General features: G+C 75.1%; 12 protein-coding genes. 4 read left to right on the top strand and 8 right to left on the bottom strand.

Annotated elements, in window-relative coordinates:
* Positions 1 to 8: 8 nt before the first annotated feature.
* A complete protein-coding gene (locus tag JOE63_RS20300; RefSeq protein ID WP_204543253.1) occupies positions 9 to 344 on the top strand; it encodes a nuclear transport factor 2 family protein in 336 nt (111 codons plus the stop codon).
* A 170-nt stretch (positions 345 to 514) separates the two neighbouring features.
* Positions 515 to 2,662, top strand: coding sequence for a purple acid phosphatase family protein (locus JOE63_RS20295; protein ID WP_204543252.1), 2,148 nt, complete (start codon positions 515 to 517; stop codon positions 2,660 to 2,662).
* Between the two features lie 70 nt (positions 2,663 to 2,732).
* Here the strand turns inward: JOE63_RS20295 and JOE63_RS20290 are convergent, their stop codons facing one another.
* Entirely contained in the window at positions 2,733 to 4,103 is a 1,371-nt protein-coding gene (locus JOE63_RS20290) for an ADP-ribosylglycohydrolase family protein (RefSeq protein WP_204543251.1), read from the bottom strand.
* Between the two features lie 26 nt (positions 4,104 to 4,129).
* Between JOE63_RS20290 and JOE63_RS20285 the strand changes: the two genes are divergently transcribed.
* A complete protein-coding gene (locus JOE63_RS20285) occupies positions 4,130 to 4,630 on the top strand; it encodes a heme-degrading domain-containing protein (RefSeq protein ID WP_204543250.1) in 501 nt (166 codons plus the stop codon).
* 4 nt (positions 4,631 to 4,634) lie between these two features.
* On the opposite strand, the gene JOE63_RS21245 is transcribed toward JOE63_RS20285, so the two are convergent.
* The 7 genes from JOE63_RS21245 to JOE63_RS20250 form a co-directional block, all read right to left on the bottom strand.
* Complete coding sequence (locus JOE63_RS21245) at positions 4,635 to 5,369, bottom strand: excalibur calcium-binding domain-containing protein (protein WP_239576785.1); 735 nt, start codon at positions 5,367 to 5,369, stop codon at positions 4,635 to 4,637.
* A gap of 124 nt (positions 5,370 to 5,493) precedes the next feature.
* The gene (locus JOE63_RS20275) at positions 5,494 to 6,639 is read right to left on the bottom strand and encodes an OmpA family protein (RefSeq protein WP_204543249.1); all 1,146 of its coding nucleotides are present in this window, start codon (positions 6,637 to 6,639) and stop codon (positions 5,494 to 5,496) included.
* A gap of 5 nt (positions 6,640 to 6,644) precedes the next feature.
* Complete coding sequence (locus JOE63_RS20270; RefSeq protein WP_167551014.1) at positions 6,645 to 7,232, bottom strand: hypothetical protein; 588 nt, start codon at positions 7,230 to 7,232, stop codon at positions 6,645 to 6,647.
* A 186-nt stretch (positions 7,233 to 7,418) separates the two neighbouring features.
* Positions 7,419 to 7,940 carry an Hsp20/alpha crystallin family protein gene (locus tag JOE63_RS20265; protein ID WP_087470127.1) on the bottom strand — a complete coding sequence of 174 codons (522 nt, stop codon included), beginning with the start codon at positions 7,938 to 7,940 and terminating at the stop codon, positions 7,419 to 7,421.
* A gap of 138 nt (positions 7,941 to 8,078) precedes the next feature.
* Positions 8,079 to 9,392 (bottom strand): right-handed parallel beta-helix repeat-containing protein, encoded by a 1,314-nt coding sequence (locus tag JOE63_RS20260; protein WP_204543248.1) that lies wholly within the window; start codon positions 9,390 to 9,392, stop codon positions 8,079 to 8,081.
* Between the two features lie 150 nt (positions 9,393 to 9,542).
* A complete protein-coding gene (locus JOE63_RS20255) occupies positions 9,543 to 10,553 on the bottom strand; it encodes a hypothetical protein (RefSeq protein ID WP_204543246.1) in 1,011 nt (336 codons plus the stop codon).
* Positions 10,550 to 11,887, bottom strand: a complete 1,338-nt coding sequence (locus tag JOE63_RS20250; protein ID WP_204543245.1) for an exonuclease domain-containing protein — start codon at positions 11,885 to 11,887, stop codon at positions 10,550 to 10,552. The genes JOE63_RS20255 and JOE63_RS20250 overlap by 4 nt, the downstream gene beginning before the upstream one ends.
* Before the next feature lie 208 nt (positions 11,888 to 12,095).
* Between JOE63_RS20250 and JOE63_RS20245 the strand changes: the two genes are divergently transcribed.
* Positions 12,096 to 13,877, top strand: a complete 1,782-nt coding sequence (locus JOE63_RS20245) for a M20/M25/M40 family metallo-hydrolase (RefSeq protein ID WP_204543244.1) — start codon at positions 12,096 to 12,098, stop codon at positions 13,875 to 13,877.
* Positions 13,878 to 13,923: the final 46 nt, after the last annotated feature.

Here is a 13,923-nt window from a genome sequence, read left to right as displayed (position 1 = left end):
TGGAGGGCATGAGCGACACGACGCCCGACCTCCCGCCCGCTCTGCGCACGCTCGTCGACGCGACCAACGCGGGCGACCCCGCGCGGTTCCTCACCGCGTTCACGGACGACGGCTTCCTCGACGACTGGGGACGCCAGTTCCGCGGGCACGACGAGCTCGCGGGCTGGGACCGCACCGACAACATCGGCAGGCGGTCGCACTTCGACGTGACCGGGCTGCGCGACGGCGCGACTCCCGACGAGGTCCTGCTCGACCTCACGGTCTCGGGAGACGGGTACAACGGGCCCGCGACGTTCACGATCCTCCTGCGCGACGGCCTGATCGCGAGCCTCGTCATCTCCTGAGGGGTCGCTCGCCCGCCGTGTTCGCCGGTCGGTCCTCGGGCGTTCACCGGGACGACGGGTGCGCGCCACCCCGGCTCCGTACGGTGACAGCGCTTCCCACCACGGGTCCGGCGCCGCCACGGTGGTCCGACGGTCGTCGCCGCGCGGACCCCTGACCTGCGAAGGAACCCATGAACCCGCACGCCTCCCGGCTGCCCGGCGCGCTGACGCGCGCGGCGGCGTCGGCGCTCGCCGTCTCCCTGGTGGGGACGGTGCTCGTCGCCGCGACCGCCACCTCGACGGTCGCCGCCGACGAGTCCCTGCTCTCGACGGCCGGCACGACCTGGCGCTACCTCGACGACAACACGAACCCGGCGGGGACCGCCGTGGACCAGCGCGTGTGGACCACGACCGCGTTCGACGACTCGGCGTGGAAGGCCGCGACCGGCGCGTTCGGCGCCAAGCGCGGCGCCGCGACGGGCATCGGGGACGCGTTCCCGATCACGACCCTGCTGACCCAGTACATCCCCGGAACGACGACGGACGTCCCCACGTTCTTCTTCCGCACCGACGTGGAGCTCACCGCGGCGGACCTCGACGGCGTCCCGGCGTTCGAGGGCGAGATCGTCTACGACGACGCCGTCATCGTCTACGTGAACGGCGAGGAGGTCGTGCGCCTGGGCGACGACGGCCGCGAGATCACGGAGAACCTGCAGTACCACGGCAACGGCCGCACGGACCCGGTGACGGGCACGTTCGTCGTCCCGTCGGACGCGTTCGAGCCCGGCGAGAACACGATCTCGGTCGCGCTCTACCAGGACGCGCCGACCAGCTCGGACATCTACCTCGACGTCCGCTCGCTCGTCCCGACGCACGGCGAGGTGCGCGACGTGACGCTGGGCGTCGGGGCGGACGAGTCGCAGGCGACCGTCGCGTGGTTCGCGAACCTGCCGGGCGACGGCGAGGTCCGGTGGGCCCGCGCCGAGGACGCGGTGGGCGGCGACCTGCCCGACGACGCGCGCTCGTCGGCGTCCGCGAGCGGTCCGTCCGCCGACGGCGCGACCTACCACCACGCGACGATGACGGGTCTCGAGCCGGACTCGGAGTACGTGTACCGGGTCGGCTCCGCGACGACGGGCTGGTCCGAGCCGGCCGTCTTCGACACCGGCACGTTCGGCGACGAGTACTCGTTCCTCTTCCTCGGCGACATCCAGATCGGCGCGAGCGGCAGCACCGCGCGCGACTCCGCGAGCTGGCTCCAGAACGCGGGCACGATCGACGAGCGCCACCCCGACGCGGCGTTCGTCGTCTCGGCCGGCGACCAGGTGGACTCGTCGGGCAACACCCAGCAGTACACCGGGCTGTTCGCCCCGCGCTCGATGCGCACGCTGCGCTTCGCCCCGGACGTCGGCAACCACGACGCGGGCAGCGCACTGTACGACCAGCACTACGCCCGGCCCAACGCGACCGAGGGTCAGCGCGACTACTGGTACACGTACGGCGGCGTGCTCTTCGTGTCCCTCGACTCCAACGAGTCCTCGCCCGCGGGCATCGCCGAGCGGGAGGCGTACCTGCGCCAGGTCGTCGCGGAGCAGGGCGACGACGCCGAGTGGGTCGTCGTCACGTTCCACCACTCGCTGTACAGCCAGGCGTTCCACACCCGCGACGCCGACGTGGTCCGGCTGCGCGAGGCGCTGTCGCCGGTGTTCTCCGAGCTCGGCGTCGACGTCGTCCTGGCCGGGCACGACCACATCTACACGCGGTCGTACCTCATGGAGGGCACGACGCCGGTCGTGCCCGCGACGGCTCCGGCGCCGGGCGACGTCCTGACGCCGGCCGACGGCCAGGTGCTGTACGTGACGGGCAACTCCTCGACGGGGTCGAAATACTACGCGTACGACGGCCAGAAGCCGTGGACGGCGGTCTGGGACCAGTCGCAGGTGCCCACGTACGCCGAGGTCGACGTCACGCCGACGTCGTTCACCGTCACCACCTACGTCACCGACACCGAGCGCGTGATCGACGAGGTCACGGTCGAGCACCCGGCCGCCACCGGCCCGGTGCTCGACGTCGAGACCAGCGCGCGCTGCCTCGCCGGCACGGCGTACGTCGCGGTCCGCGCGACGAACACGGGGGACGTTCCTGCCGACGTCACGCTCGCGACGCCGTTCGGCACGCGGACGTTCGCGGCGATCGCGCCGGGCAAGGCCGCGTACCAGTCGTTCTCGACGCGGTCCGTCGCGGCCGAGGCCGGCTCCGTCACGGTGTCGGGCGCTCTCTCCGACGGCGTCGGCTCCTCCGCGCAGGACGTCACCTACCCGGCGGTCTCCTGCGGCTGAGCCCGCCGCCGAACCCGGGGTCGTTCCCCAGCGCACGCTCGCGCTGGGGAACGACCCCGGGTTCGGCGCGTCAGGACGACGGCTCGTCCAGGGGCTCGACGACGATCCCGCCGAAGCGGGCGTCGCGCGCCTGGTGCTCGACGCCGCCGATCCAGACGCGCCCGCTCCGCACCGCGTCGGACGCGGGGGAGCGGTCGAGGTAGTGCGCCTGGTAGCCGCCGCCGAAGTCCACGTTGGTCAGCGACACCGCTCGACCCGCCTCGTCGGTGACGTCGGCCTGGCACCACGCGCACACGTGCCGCGGGTAGCGGGGGTTCCAGCCGACGAGCGTCCCGCACAGCGGGCAGAACTGCGTGCGCACCGGCTCGGCGTCGGCCGGCGCGAGCGCGCCCGCGCGGACGAGGCCGCCCTGCGCGGTGTGCCGGGCGAGCGCGGTGAGCTGGCGCCGCGCGATCCCGGGCCAGCCGTGGACGGCCCGCGCCCACTCGTACGGCACGGCCCGGGCTCCGTAGCACGCACCGAGCAGGGCGCCGGCGATGGCGGCGACCGTGTCGGTGTCGCCACCGATCGAGACGGCGGCCTGGAGCGCCGCCGCGAGGTGGTCGCGGTGGGCGAACGTCGAACCCTGCGGCGCCGAGGTCGTCGCGATGGCGTGCCACGCCGCCTGGAGCGCGGTGACGGTGAAGCCGTTCTGCCGCAGGTCGGCCGTGGGCCGCGCGAGCTCGGCGTCGGCGATCCACGCGGACCAGCGCGCCGCCGCGCTCGGGTCGAGGAGGTCGAGGCCCGCGCGCACGTCGAGCCGCTGCTCGGTCACCGCGACGCGCACCGCCTCCGACCAGAGCACGCACGACTCGGCGGCGAGCGGGTCGGTGTGCGTGATCTCCGCGACGGCCCGGGCCGCGCGGGCGGTCGCGTCCCGGTCGTCGAGGGCCACCAGCCCGACGACGCCCGTGCGCATGAGCGCGCCGTTCCCGGCCGTGCGACCGGTCGCCGCGTGCAGCGCGGCGGACGCCTCGCGCAGGCGTGTCGCCGCCGGTCCCCGGCGGGCGGCGGCGTCGCGCAGCACGGCGGCGGTCTGCGCCCCGACGTCGGTCGCGCCCCCGGTGCGCCACGCCTCGAACGCGGCCGCGACAGCGTCGAGCGGCGTCGCGCCGAACGCGTCCGGGACGGGGGAGAGCACGTCGTGGGCGGCCGTGACCCGCGCGACGCACACGGACATCTGCGTGTCGTCGCTCCATTCGCCCGGCGCGTACGGGCCGAGGCCGCCGCCACGCATGACCGCTGCCGCCTCCGGCTGCCCCGGGCCGGGCGGCTGCGCGAACTCGTACGGCACCCCGAGCGCGTCGCCCGCCGCCTGGGCGAGCAGCACGCCCGACGCGCGGTCGAGGAGGGAGAAGCCGAGCGGGTCGAGGGGTTCGCGGGCAGGGGGCGTCGTCGTCACGGCGTGATCGTGCCACGATGAGCGGCATGACGACGACGCCCGACGACCTCGCCGCCCTCATCGCCTCCGTCGAGGCGGACGAGCGTGACCTCGTGCTCCGCGCCTTCACGCACGACGACGCCTGGCGGCTCGGCTGCCTCCTCGTCGAGCTCGCCGACGAGCGCGACCTGCCCGTGACGATCGACGTCCGCAAGGGCCCGCAGCAGGTGTTCCACGCCGCGCGCGAGGGCACGACCCCGGACAACGACTCCTGGGTCGAGCGCAAGGTGCGGGTCGTCGAGCGGTTCGGGGCGTCGTCGTACCTCGTGGGCCTGCGCGCCCGTGCCAAGGGGACGACGTTCGCCGACCAGCACCAGCTCCCGCTGCAGGAGTTCGCCGCCCACGGCGGAGCCTTCCCGGTGCGCGTCGAGGGCGTCGGGATCGTCGGCGTCGTGACCGTGTCGGGGCTCGCCCAGGGCGACGACCACGCGCTGGTCACCGAGGCCCTGCGGTCCTTCCTGGGCCGTGCCGGCTCGGACGAGGGCTGAGGGTCTACTCGCAGGCGATCCCGTCGCCGTCGCGGTCGAGCTTGGGTGCGTACCCGGGATCTCCGCGGTGCAGCGGGGCCGCGCCCGCGGCGCGGACGGCGTCGCAGTTCTGGTAGTAGGTGGACGTGCTCGTCCCGGTGTCGGCGATCCCCGCGGGAGGGCTCGACTGGTTCTGCGACCGGCTCGCGGCTGCGTTGGATGCCTCTGCCTGCGCGACGGCGGTCTCACGGCCCTCCACGTCCGACAGGCGTGCGGCGAGGTCGGCCTCGAGCGTGGCGACGGCTCCTTCGCGAGTGGTGACGTCCGCCTCCGACGTCTGCAACGCGGTCGCCCTTTCGTCCAGCGCGGTCTGCGTCGCCTCGGCCGCGGCGAGCTGGTCCTCCAGCGCGGTGCGCTCCGTCTCGAGCTGCATGCGCTCGTCGTCGACCGCGTCGCGCTCGTCGGTGGCCTGCGCGACGAGCGTCCTCGCCTCGTCCAGCGTCCGGCCGGCGTTCCCCTGCCCGATCAGCAGCCCGACGACGAACAGCGCCACACCGGCGGCGGTGAGGAGCGCCGCTCGGCGTCCCCGCCGCGGCCCGGTCGTCGGTGCAGAGACCGGCAGCGCGACGGTCTCGTCGACCCAGAACGTCCAGCCCTCCGGAGCGGAGGGCCATGTCGGGTCCGGGGTCCAGCCGGTGTCGGGACGCCACTCCTCAGGTGCTGTCGGCCAGCCGGGCGGAGGGTTGAATCTCAGGGCCATGCGTCGTCCTCGTCTCGCGGCCGCCACGTCGACGTCGACGGATCGGGCCGGGCCCCTGCGGGCGTGGTGTGAACGGTAACCACCCCGAACCCGTTACGGGAGAGCCCTGACGGGTGAAAGGACCTCAGTCCCGGATGAGCGGGACGTCCTCGAACGTCGGCCACGTCGGCGCGACGTTCACGTAGAGCGACGTCAGCGAGTCGTCGAGCGGCCGCGGCAGGTACACCTCGTACCGCGCGGTCTGCCCGACCGCGGTCCGCACGAAGATCGGGTCGCTCTCCAGCTCGCGCGCGCCGCTGCCGCGCACGGGCTCGTAGGAGACGAGCGCGTACGGGTCGACGGCGGAGGGGTGCAGCTCGCCCCGGCCCGTGAGGTCGTACACGGAGATCCGGTCCGTCTCCCCGTCGACCGGGTCGAGCGGCGTGAGCTGGACGCGGAGCCGCATCACCGGGCCGCGCACGACGATCGGCTCGACCGCCACGCGCACGCGCTCCTCGCGGCCCTCGTCGTTCGGCACGACGACGGTCTTCTCCACGACCGTCTCACCGTCCTCGACGAGGTCGATCCGGGGCCCGTCGGCGGGGACGTGGTCGGCGTCGACGGGGGTGAGCTCGTGCTCCTCGATCTCGATCCCGCCCTCGCCGGGTGTGGTGCCCGAGTAGCGCAGCTCGACCCGCCGGTTCTGGGCGCGGTCGTCGGCCACGTCGTCGCCGCCCTCCTCGACCTTGAGCTGCGACTCCCCGTGGCCCACCGCGTCGAACGCGACGTCGGGGCGCACCGCTGCGGCGGCCGCGGCGACCGCCTGCGCCCGGCGCTGCGACAGGTCGAGGTTGTCCGCCTCCTCGCCGACGGAGTCGGTGTGGCCCGCGACGCTCGCGGTCACGCCGTCGGGCAGGTCGGCGGCGACCTCCTGGACGCGCTGCACCGCCGCGTCGGACAGCTCGGCGGAGCCGACGTCGAACAGCACGTCCGTCTCGAGCGTGACGACGACCTCGTCCTCCTCGACCTCGACGTACTCGAAGGACGTGACGGCGCCCGCGGTCTCGAAGGTCGTGGCGACGCCGGGGTCGAAGTGCCGGACGGCCTTGTCGAGCGACTCGCGGCTGGGAGGCCCGCCGAGGTCGTCGAGGGTGAGCGCGTCGATCCCGGGGACGTCGGGCGTCGGGTCGGTGCCGGGATCGTCCTCCGCGGACGCCGGGGTCGCGGCGGCCGCGAGCAGGGTCGTCGTCACGACGACCGCGGCGAGCGACGCGACGGCGGCGTGGCGCACGCGGCTCACTCCTCGACCTCGTACGTCACCGGGACGTCCTCGAACGGAGGCCACGACTCGTGGAGCCGCACGTCGACGGCGACCGGGTCCCCCGCGGGGCGCGGGAACCAGGCCTGGTACAGGAGCGGGCGCCCGTTCACGGTCTTCGCCGCGACCACGTCGGTCGCGAGGTCGGTCCCGCCGGTCGAGATGAGGTCGTACTCGGTGAGCGCGTCCACGTCGACGATCGTCGGGTTGTGGTCGTGCCCGAGCATGTCGTACGCCGAGTGCTCCTCGGGCTTCTCCGCGTCGGGGTCGGCGAAGCGCGGCGTCATGAGGACGCGCAGCTCGACCGTGGAACCCTCGGCGACGAGCGACACCAGCCCGAGCGAGACCTCGTCCTCGGCGGACCCGGGGACGGGGAGCCGCGCCTCGAGGACCGGCTGGTACTCCTCCGCCCCGACGGCGACCGGCGTCGGCCCGTCCCCACCCGTGTCGCCGGAGCACGCGGCGAGCGCGAGCGCGAGGGCCACCGCGGTGGCGGCGCTCCGGAGCGCACGGGGGCCGGGGGCGGGCGGGGGCACGGGCTGGCCCGGAGGCGTGATGCTCGGCATGGCGGGAAGGCTAGCCGACCGATACGCCCCTGATTCGGCCCATCCGTGGGGAGATGTCCCCATGGGCAGACGGACGGGGCCGGCACCGTCGGGCGCCGGCCCCGTCCGTGGTCCGGTCGCGCAGGGGCGGGCGCGACCGGGGTCAGGGCGCCGGCGCGACGTCGTGCTTCGCGCCGGCGGTGCGCGTCACGCCGCGCGCGTGACCTCGATGCGCTGCGGGGCGCGTCCGGCGAACACGCCGGCCACGGTCACGGTGAGCACGCCCGCGTCGTAGGACGCGCGGACGGCGTCGGCCTCCGCGGTCTTCGGCAGGGTGACGGTGCGGCGGAACTCGCCGAACCGCACCTCGCGGACGCGCCGCCCGGCCGGGGCAGCCTCGGCCGCCTCGTCGGTGCCCGCCTCGGGCTGTTCGCCCTCGGCAGCCTCGTCCGCGGCCTCGGCCGCGGGGGCCTCGACGACGCGCTGGTCGCGACGCTCGCCGCGGACGACGAGACGGCGACCTTCGAGCTCGACGGTCACGTCGCGCTCCGGGTCGACGCCCGGCAGGTCGAAGCGGGCGACGAGGTCGTCGTCCTCGCGGTAGACGTCCGCGGCGGGCGCGTACCCCGTCCGCGCGACGGGCGCACCCGCGGGCCGCGTCCAGAGCTGGCGCACGACGCGCTCGGTGGGCAGCGGGCGGAACGGTGCCACGGTGTAGGTGCTGATCATGGTGGTCCTCCAGGTCTTCGTGCCACGGTCGGCCCGTGGCGTCCTGAACTGTCCAACCTTGAGCGTGCCCGGCTCAGTCCCGCGTTCGCGCACGACGAACGGCGTGGTGCCCGACCCCCTCCGCCCGACCCGCGGTCGTCAGCAGAGCGCGACGTGCTGCCACGGCCCCCACGCGGCGGACGACGGCGCGTCGCCCCGCGTCCACCAGCGCGCCTGCCACAGGCTCCCGCCGTGCAGCACCCGGTCGCCGCCGACGTAGACCGTCGTCGCGGACCACGCGGCGAGCGCCGCGTCGTCGCACTCCGCGGGGTGCTCGGGCTCCGGCGTCGGGGTGTCCGTCGGCTCGGGGTCCGGCTCCGGATCGGGGTCCGGGTCGGGCGTCGGGGTGCCGCCCGCGGTCACCACGGGGACGCCGGGGTTCACGAGCCCGTCGCCGCCGACGACCGTGTTGTCGTCCGTCACCGTGACCGGGCAGGTCACGGGGTCGTGCACCGTCACCTCGATCGCGTACCGGCCGCTGCCCGCCGCGCCGGTGAGGTCGGCGTGGTTGCCGCGGAACACCGTCCCGCAGCCCCACCCGGGAGACTGCTGGTGCGTCTGGAAGCCGGACTTCGTCGTGGCCGACCCCACGTTGTGCTCGACGACGTAGTCGTTCCCCTTCACGTCGACCCACGAGTCGTCGTAGTTCGCACCCGTGAGCCCGTCGCCGACGAACGTGTTGCCGGCGATCCGGCCACCCGTGGTCCCCTCCTTGACGTCGACGTTCTCCCCGCGCACGAGCGGACCGATGGTGTTGTCGAGGATCTGCACGTGGTCCGACCGGTCGGAGTAGTCGTTCGCCGAGCCGACGTAGACCCCCTCGCCCATGCCGCGCAGGTTCTGGCCGGTGTCGTGGATCGTCGAGCCGCGCACGACCCCGTACGAGCTCGACGACCGGAAGTGGATGCCCTCCATGTCGAGGTCGTGCACCGTGACGGCGTCGATCGTCACGTGGTCGGACGAGTCGACCATGATGCCCTTCTGCGCGTGCTGGACGGTGATGCCCCGCACGGTCCAGTGGTCGGCGTCGGTGAGGTGCAGGACGTTCCCGCCGCCGCTCGACGTCCGCAGCACGGCCGCGGCGCTCCCGCGCAGCACGACGGGGGCGCTCGCCGTCCCGGCCCGTCCCGTGACCTTGAAGTTGCCGACGTACGTCCCGTCGGCCAGCTCGATCGTCTGGCCCGGCGCGGCGGCGGCCAGCGCCGTCCGCAGCTCGTTCGCGGTGGCGACGTGCACGACGGCGTCGCTCGCCGCCGCGCTCGCGGCGCCGGCGGACGTCCCCGCCAGCCCGGCGGCGGCCACGACGACCATCCCGACGAGCACCGCGAGGTGGCGGCGACGGGGCCGGGGCGAGGTCGAGGGCGGGGCCGGGACTGAGCGGGCGGCGTCGCTGCCGCGTGCGGTGGTGGGCATGGGCCGACGGTGCCGCCGCACCCGCCGCAGGTCAACGGTCAGCGGCCGATCGTGTGGTTCTCCCGCACCGGCGTACGGGGATTCCCTACCGCTCCCAGCGCGCCGGTCGGCGTGGCACGCACGCGGCGGACGCCGGGACGGCCGGGCGGCTCAACCGCGGCGTGCGGTGCGCCGGGCCTTGCGGGCGGCCGCGGCGCGTCCCTCCGCCTCGTCGAGCCGCGCGTCGGCGCCGTCGAGCGACTCCTGGGCCGCGGCCGCGGCGTCGCGCGCCTCGGCGAGCCGCGCGCGCAGGTCCTCGCGCTCGTCGGCGAGCCGGGCCAGCTCGTCCTCGACGCGCCCGAGCTCGTCCTCCACCTGCCCGACGACGTCGCTCGCCGCTCGCACGCGCGCGTCCGCCTCGTCGCGCTCGGCCTCGAGGCGGTCGACCTCGGCCGCCGTCTCCTCGACCTCCCGCTCGGCGGCCGCCGCGGCGTCCTCCTCGGGAGGCGCGTCGTCGTCCGGGCGGGAGGCCCGCGCGGACCGGGCGCCACGCCCGCCGCGCGTCGCGCCCGTCCCCGGGTCTGCGGCTCCTGGCCTGCCCGCGGTGCCGCCGGTCCGCGCCCGGAGCTCGACGACGTCGGCGGGCTCGCCGCCCTCGTCGACGATCCCGAACCCGACGTGCTGGAGGGCCTGCGAGAGCCGACCGGCGCGGACGAGCGCGCCCGCGTCCGGGTCCATGACCGCGGCGGTGAGCGTCTCGGCGAGCCGGTCGAGCGCCGTCGCGGACACCGCCCGGCCGGCGACCTCGCCCGCGTCGCGCAGCTCGCCCACGACGCGCTCCACGCGCTCGCGCCGCAGCCGGTCGAGGGTGCGGATGCGCGTGCGGTCGCGGTCCGTCGTCGCGTCGCGCAGCTCGTCGCCCAGGCTGACGAGCGCCGCGACGTCGTCGGGCCGCTCGCGCGCGACCTGGTTGACGACCCACGCCGCCACGGTCGGCTTCGCGAGCCGCGCCACGCGCTCCGCACCGACGGCGTCCCCCGACGCCTTGATCTCCTTCGCCGCCGCGGTGCGGGCGACGACGAACTGCTCGAGCGGCAGCGCGAAGAGCCCGTCGACGAGCGCGTCGACGTCGGTTCCGTCCCCGACCGGAGCATCGGCGCCGCGCGGGGCCTTCGGACTCATGACGCCCAGCGTCGCACCCCGGTGCCGGACGTGCGCCCGCTCGCCGGGTCCCGGGCGGCGAGCAGCGCCGCGAAGGCCGCCTCGGTGACGACGGGGATGCCGTACCGGCGGGCCGTGCGGGCCTTCGTCGAGAGCGAGTCCGGGTCGGCGGCGACGACGAGCCGGCTCCGGCGCGTCACGTAGGGCCAGGGGGAGAGGCCGGCGGCGCGCACGTCGCGCTCCCAGGCCTCGCGCGTGCGCGACATCGACCCGGTGAGCACGACCTCGTCGCCGTCCGCGAGCACGAACGCCGGGCGCGGTGCGACGGCCAGCTCCGCGGCGAGCCGAGCTCCGAGCGCCGCCTCGACGGCTCCGGCGACGTCGTCGGCGTCGAGGCCGAGCTGGCCCGCGACCTCGTGCAGGGCGGGGTCGTCGCGGACGGAGCTGCCGTCGTCGCGGTCGCCCGCGGAGGTCGCGCCGTCGAGGGCGTCGAGCTCCGCCCGGGCGAGGGCGGTCAGGTAGTCGCGGTGCACGCTCTCGACCGTGGCCCGGTCGAGCCCGGCCCGCCGCGCCTCGGCGAGGAGCGCCGCACGCTCCGAGTGCGAGACGTAGCGGTCGAGGAGCGCGGCGTCGAGCAGGCGCAGGTAGGTCCCGGTGTCGGCGTCCGGGCGCTCGGTCCGTGCGCGCGCGGCACCCGTGCGGGCGCCCGGCGCCGAGTCGAGCCCGGCGAGCCAGTGCCCGTGGGCGCGGCTCGCGCCCCGCAGGACCGGCTCCACGTCGGGGCTCGCGGCGGACAGCGACCACCGCACCCCGTCGGCCGCGGCGCGTGCCACGTCCCAGCACTCGTCGTCGGCCGCCACGTCGAGGTAGTGCCCGAGCAGCCCCGCGGTGGCGCGTGCGTCGCCCAGGGCCGAGTGGACGTCGTCGTGCACGACCCCCACCGCCGCGCAGCACGCGGCCAGTGCGCGCGAGCCCGTGAGGTAGCGGCTCGCGAGCTGCTGCGTGCACAGGCACGCGACGGGGTCGATCGCGGCCGCGATGCCCGCGCGCCCGATCTCCGCCCGCAGGAACCGCGTGTCGAAGGCCGCGTTGTGCGCCACGAGGACGCGACCGGAGAGCAGGCGCAGGAGCGCGGGGGCCACGCGGTCGAACGTCGGGGCGAGCGCGACGTCGGCCGCCGCGATGCCGTGCACGTGCTGAGGCCCGAGGTCGCGCTCGGGGTTGACCAGGGTGGACCACTCGTCCTCGACGCGGCCCGCGTCGTCGACCAGGACCACCGCGACCTCGGCCACCCGGTCGCCGAGGCGAGGGGAGAACCCCGTGGTCTCGAGGTCGACGACGGCGAATCCGGGCACGGGCACAGTCTGCCCGACGCCGCCCACGCCTCGTCACCACCGGGCGGACCGCGCGGCGACCCGTGCACGCGCAGGGGTTTCGCACCGGGCCCCGTGGGCCTACGCTCGCGAGCACACGAGCCTTCGCAGCGTCGCGTCTCGTGTGCGACTCGGCCGGACCCCGACACGACCGGGGTCGGTCGGCGGGGGCCACTGTCGAGGAGGATGCGTGAGACCACGAACGATCGTCCCGTCTGCCGCCGCCGCGAGCCTCGTGCTCGCGGCACTGACCGCTGTACCCGTCGGCGCCCAGCCGCTCGACGCCGCACCCGCAGGCGGCCTGCGTGCCGCCGACGGACCGCCCCCGCTCGAGGACCTCGTCACCGGCGACGCGGTCATGCAGCGGCTCCAGGACTTCCAGGACATCGCGGACGCCAACGGCGGCAACCGCGCGATGGAGACGCCCGGCTACGAGGCGAGCGCCGTCTACGTCGAGGACGCCCTGCGGGCCGCGGGCTACGAGCCCGAGCGCCAGTACTTCACGTTCGAGGACCTGGTCACCGACGACCTGTCCCTCACCGCGGCCGGCGTCGCGGTGACGTCGGACGTGTACCCCGCCGAGTTCGCTCCCGACACCCCGGACGACGGCGTCACGGGCCCGATCGTCCAGCCCGCCGACGCGCTGGTCCAGGGCTGCACCGCCGACACCTGGGACGGGGTCGCCGTGGAGGGCGCCGTCGCGCTGATCAGCCGCGGCTCGTGCCCGTTCGCGGACAAGGCGCTGCACGCCGCGCAGGCCGGCGCCGCCGCCGTGATCCTCTACAACAACACCGACGGGGCACTGAACCCGACCCTCGGCGCGGCGAGCGACGAGTGGGCCCCGACCGTCGGCATCACGCAGGCGGCCGGGCAGGAGATCCTCGCGGCGATCGCGGGCGGTGCCGAGCCGGTCGCGACCTACGACCTGCAGACGCACGTCGAGGAGTTCGAGACGTTCAACGTGCTCGCGCAGACCCCGGGCGGTCGTGACCACAACGTCGTCATGGTCGGCGCGCACCTCGACGGCGTCGAGGACGGGCCGGGCATCAACGACAACGGCTCCGGGTCGGCCGCGATCCTCGAGGTCGCGGTCCAGCTCGCCTCGGCGACCGACGGCGGCCAGGACCTCGAGAACGCGGTCCGGTTCGCGTGGTGGGGCGCGGAGGAGGTCGGGCTGCGCGGCTCGACGCACTACGTGAGCGACCTCGTCGAGAACGACCCCGCGGCGCTCGACGACATCGCGACGTACCTCAACTTCGACATGGTCGGCTCGCCGAACTACATCATCGGCGTGTACGACGCGAACGAGTCGACGTACCCCGCGCCCGTCGAGGTGCCGCCGGGCTCGGCCGAGACCGAGGCGGTGTTCACCGACTACTTCGACGGCATCGACCAGGCGTGGGTCGACACCGAGTTCTCGGGCCGCTCCGACTACCAGGCGTTCATCGAGAACGGGATCCCGGCATCGGGCCTGTTCACGGGGGCGGACGGCTCGAAGACGGCCGAGGAGGTCGCGCTGTTCGGCGGCACCGAGGGCATCTTCTACGACCCGAACTACCACTCGCCGGCGGACACGATCGACAACGTCGACGCGACCGCGCTCGACATCATGTCGCGCGCGATCGGGCACGCCGTCGCGGCGCTGTCCGAGGACACGTTCGCGATCAACGGCGTCGGCAACCCGCGCGTCGACGCGATCGAGGCGGAGGCGCGCTGCCTGAACGGCACCGCGTACGTCGCCGTCCGTGCGACCAACGGGGAGGAGGAGCCCGTGTCGCTGCGCCTCGTCACGCCGTTCGGCCAGCGGGCGTTCGGCCAGGTGGCTCCCGACGCGAACGCGTACCAGTCGTTCTCCACCCGGTCGGCGTCGGTCGACGCCGGCACCGTGAGCGTCGTCGCGCGTCTCGCGGGCGGCGGCGAGAACCACTCGCAGACGTACGACGTCGCGTACGACGCGATCGCCTGCGGCTGACGTAGCGCGCGTCGCACGACGGGCGGGGTCGTCCTCCACGGGAGGG

It is taken from the genome of Cellulosimicrobium cellulans, from assembly GCF_016907755.1.
GTDB classification, from domain to species: domain Bacteria; phylum Actinomycetota; class Actinomycetes; order Actinomycetales; family Cellulomonadaceae; genus Cellulosimicrobium; species Cellulosimicrobium cellulans_D.
The sequence above is the reverse complement of the archived record's forward strand: the minus strand, read 5'-3'. Positions and strand labels throughout refer to the sequence as shown.